This window comes from Pseudomonas sp. Sample_24, assembly GCF_004307605.1.
In the GTDB taxonomy this organism is placed as follows: domain Bacteria; phylum Pseudomonadota; class Gammaproteobacteria; order Pseudomonadales; family Pseudomonadaceae; genus Aquipseudomonas.
This window is the reverse complement of sequence record NZ_RCNW01000034.1, coordinates 1-3,576: the sequence shown is the minus strand read 5'-3', so window position 1 is coordinate 3,576 and position 3,576 is coordinate 1. Positions and strand designations below refer to the sequence as shown.

Annotated in this window: 3 protein-coding genes; all 3 read right to left on the bottom strand. The window is 60.6% G+C overall.

Annotation, left to right across the window (positions count from 1 at the left end; genetic code table 11):
- Nucleotides 1-89 (bottom strand): hypothetical protein (locus D8V06_RS30670; RefSeq protein WP_241667755.1); only part of this gene is annotated, 89 nt, incomplete at its 3' end.
- Between the two features lie 314 nt (nt 90-403).
- Nucleotides 404-3,343 carry a bifunctional [glutamate--ammonia ligase]-adenylyl-L-tyrosine phosphorylase/[glutamate--ammonia-ligase] adenylyltransferase gene (gene glnE / locus D8V06_RS01780; RefSeq protein WP_130930324.1) on the bottom strand — a complete coding sequence of 980 codons (2,940 nt, stop codon included), beginning with the start codon at nt 3,341-3,343 and terminating at the stop codon, nt 404-406.
- Nucleotides 3,340-3,576, bottom strand: a 237-nt coding sequence (locus tag D8V06_RS30545) for a hypothetical protein (protein ID WP_206663174.1), incomplete at its 5' end; no start/stop codon positions are given. The genes D8V06_RS30545 and glnE, both read right to left, overlap by 4 nt.

Sequence of the window (3,576 nt, the reverse complement as noted above, 5' to 3'; positions counted from 1 at the left end):
TGCGGGTGGCGCTGCTTGAGACACTGAAACAGTGTCTGCGCCATCACCATGTCACCGACCCAACTGGGCCCAACGATCAGAATTTTCATGTGGCTTCCAAAAACGAACCGGGGAGGCTTATGCCTCCCCGCCTCGATAATCCAGCACCTGCGGGATGAACCATCAGGTCATTTGGACGAGCCGGCTGGGGCTCGTCGGATCAATTTCACACATCAATATCAGTCAGCATACAACGTCGTGGCGAGGGAGCTCGCTCCCGCTGGGCTGCGAAGCAGACCCAAAACCTGCGACTGTATTTCATCTGCCAGACCGAGCCGGCTGAGTGGCGACTGCTTCGCAGCCGAGCGGGAGCAAGCTCCCTCGCCACAAAAACCCGCTCCCACATTTGAATCTCGTCGCCTGCTCAGCTTAGCCCCAGCTCGCGCCAGATCCGCATGACCTGTTGCCGCTCGTCCGCGAACTGGTCACCGGCAATCACCCCGGGATCCTTCTGCAAGGCCTGCCGGTGGGCGGCCGAGCGGTAAGCTTTATAGGCTTCACGCAGCAGACTGGCATCTTCGACGGGCATCAGCCCTTCGTGTTCCAGCTCTTCCAGAATGCGGATGTTATCGGTCCAGCGCAGCAATGGCGGGTGCGTTTGCGACCACGCCAGGGCCGCGTATTGCACCATAAATTCAATATCGACGATACCTCCGGCGTCCTGCTTGAGGTCGAAGGGCGCCGTGGCGTCGAAGGCATTTGCCCCGGTGCCGGCCGCCGTGCTCTTGCTGCCAAGGTTCTCGCGCATCTTGGCGCGCATCTCGCTGACCTCCTGGCGCAGGGTCGGCAAGTCACGCGGTTTGCCCAGTATCGCCGCACGGACCTTTTCGAAAGCCTGGCCGACGTCCTGACTGCCCACCAACACCCTTGCCCGCACCAACGCCTGATGCTCCCAGGTCCAGGCTTCATTTTCCTGATAACGGGCAAACGCCCCCAAAGAACTGACCAACAGCCCCGACGCACCGGACGGACGCAGGCGCATATCCACTTCGTACAGCTGGCCCGAGTTGGTCTGGGCCGTGAGCAAGTGGATGATCCGCTGTCCCAGGCGGGTGAAGAACTGGGCACCATCGATCGGCTTCGGCCCGTCGGTTTCGGCCTGCGGATCACCGTCGTGGATGAACACCAGATCCAGGTCCGAACCATGCCCGAGTTCCAGGCCGCCAACTTTCCCGTAACCGACAATGATGAACCCGGGATCGCATAAAGAGCCGTCGGTGCGCAGCGGCGTGCCGTACTTGGCCACCGTTTGCCGCCAGGCCAGGGCCAGGACCTGTTCCAGAATCGCCTCGGCGAGCCAGGTCAGGTAATCGCTGACCTTCATCAGCGGCAGGCTACCGGCGATTTCCGAAGCGGCGACTCGCAAGCGGTGCGCCAGTTTGAAATGGCGCAGGGCTTCCATCTGCTGCTCCAGGTCGTCCTCGGGAATCCGCGTCAGGCGCTCGCGCAATTCGGCGGCCAGCTCGGGAGCCAACGGCGGCTTGAACAGTCGGCCTTCGTTGAGCAATTCATCGAGCAACAGCGGGAAGCGCGTGATCTGTTCAGCGATCCACGGGCTCGCGGCACACAGGGTCAGCAAACGGCGCAATGCACCAGGGTTTTCGGTCAGCAACACCAGATACGCCGAACGACGCGCCACGGCTTCTACCAATGGCAGCACACGCTCGAGCACCAGATCCGGATTGGCATGTTCCACCGCCTGGGCAAGCAGACGCGGAATAAAGGCATCGAGCCGTTCGCGTCCCAAACGCTGCATGGCTCGTAATTGCGGGCTGCTGCGCAAGCCAGCCAAGGCTTTCAGCGCTTTAGGAGCATCAGTGAAACCGCCCTCTTCGAGCTGACGGCAGGCGGCTTCTTCATTCTGCGCCTCCTCCCATAGCGGCAGCCATTCACCACCGACCACCACTTCGCTTTCGGTGCCGGCTTCCTCGTCCGGATCAGCGATGACCTGGCCGAAGTGCCACGCCACCCGACTGCGCCAGTGCATCAATTGCTCATGGAACGCCGCCCAGTCGGCAAACCCCAGCATAAAGGCAATACGCGCCTGATCCTGGGCGCCATCGGGCAGCATCTGTGTCTGACGGTCGGCAATCGCCTGGATGGCGTGTTCGGTGTAACGCAGGAATTCGTAGCCTTCGCGCAGTTCGCTGATCACCGTCGGCGGCAGATAGCCCTGACCTTCCAGCGTGCTCAGTACTTTTAATAAAGGGCGCTGCTGCAAGCTCAGGTCGCGACCACCGTGGATCAGCTGGAACGCCTGGGCAATGAACTCCACTTCGCGGATGCCGCCGGAACCCAGCTTGATGTTGTCGGCCATGCCCTTGCGCCGCACTTCCTGCTGGATCAATTGCTTCATGGTGCGCAGCGCTTCGATGGCGGAAAAGTCCAGGTAACGCCGGTAAACGAACGGCCGCAGCATTTCCTGCAATTGCGCGCCGGCAACCTGATCGCCCGCCACCACACGCGATTTGATCATCGCGTAGCGTTCCCAATCGCGACCCTGATCCTGGTAATACTGCTCCAGCGCATTGAAGCTCAGCACCAATGCCCCGGACGAACCGTAAGGACGCAAACGCATGTCGACCCGGAACACGAAACCGTCGACGGTCATCGGGTCCAGCGCCTTGATCAGGCGTTGGCCGAGCCGGATGAAAAATTCCTGGTTATCCAACGGGCGTTTGACGCCGACCGTCTCGCCACCCTCGGGGTAGGCGAAAATCAGGTCGATGTCGGACGACAGATTCAATTCCACCGCACCGAGCTTGCCCATGCCCAGCACCACCATTTGCTGGGGTTCGCCGCTGCGGCGGCCGGTGGGCACGCCGAATTGCTGGCAATGGCGTGCGTACAACCATTGATAGGCCTGGTCGATACTGGCATCGGCCATGTCGGAGAGATCGCGACAGGTCTGCACCAGATCGGCCTGGCGGGTCAGGTCGCGCCAGATGATCCGCACCTGGTGACGGGTACGCTGACGACGCAAGGCACGGCCGAGCTGGTCATCGGTTTCGGCCGCGTTCGCCGCGGCGGCAATCTGCGCGCACAACTCGCCCGGGCTGAAGCTGCGGTCCAGTTCACCGGACTGCACCAGCTCCAGCAACATCAAAGGGTCACGCACGCTCTGTTCAATGACAAAGTCGCTGGCAGCGGTCACTCGGGCAAATTGAGCCCAACGCTCAGGGGTCCAGGCGGACAGCCCATGATCGTCGTCCAGGGCATCGACTGCGGCACGGAACGACTGCTCGGCGCGGGTGACAAGCGGCATCAGAATGGCGGGCAGTTCGGCAAGCGTAGGCAGGCTCATGGTCTATCCTTGATCGGCGTGTATCGGGCTGCATGTAGTGAATTTTCATAACGCACTACCTGAAGGACTGTCGAACAAAAGTTAGAAATAGCTGAAATTTCTTTATTTTTGGCAGCCAGCATCAAGCTTTCACCTTTTCGGGTTGGCAAATGACCAACCTTAACGATTATTCTCACAACGCAGCCGGGGGCCACAAGCCGCTCATCTGTAGTTTTACTACTCGTATATACATT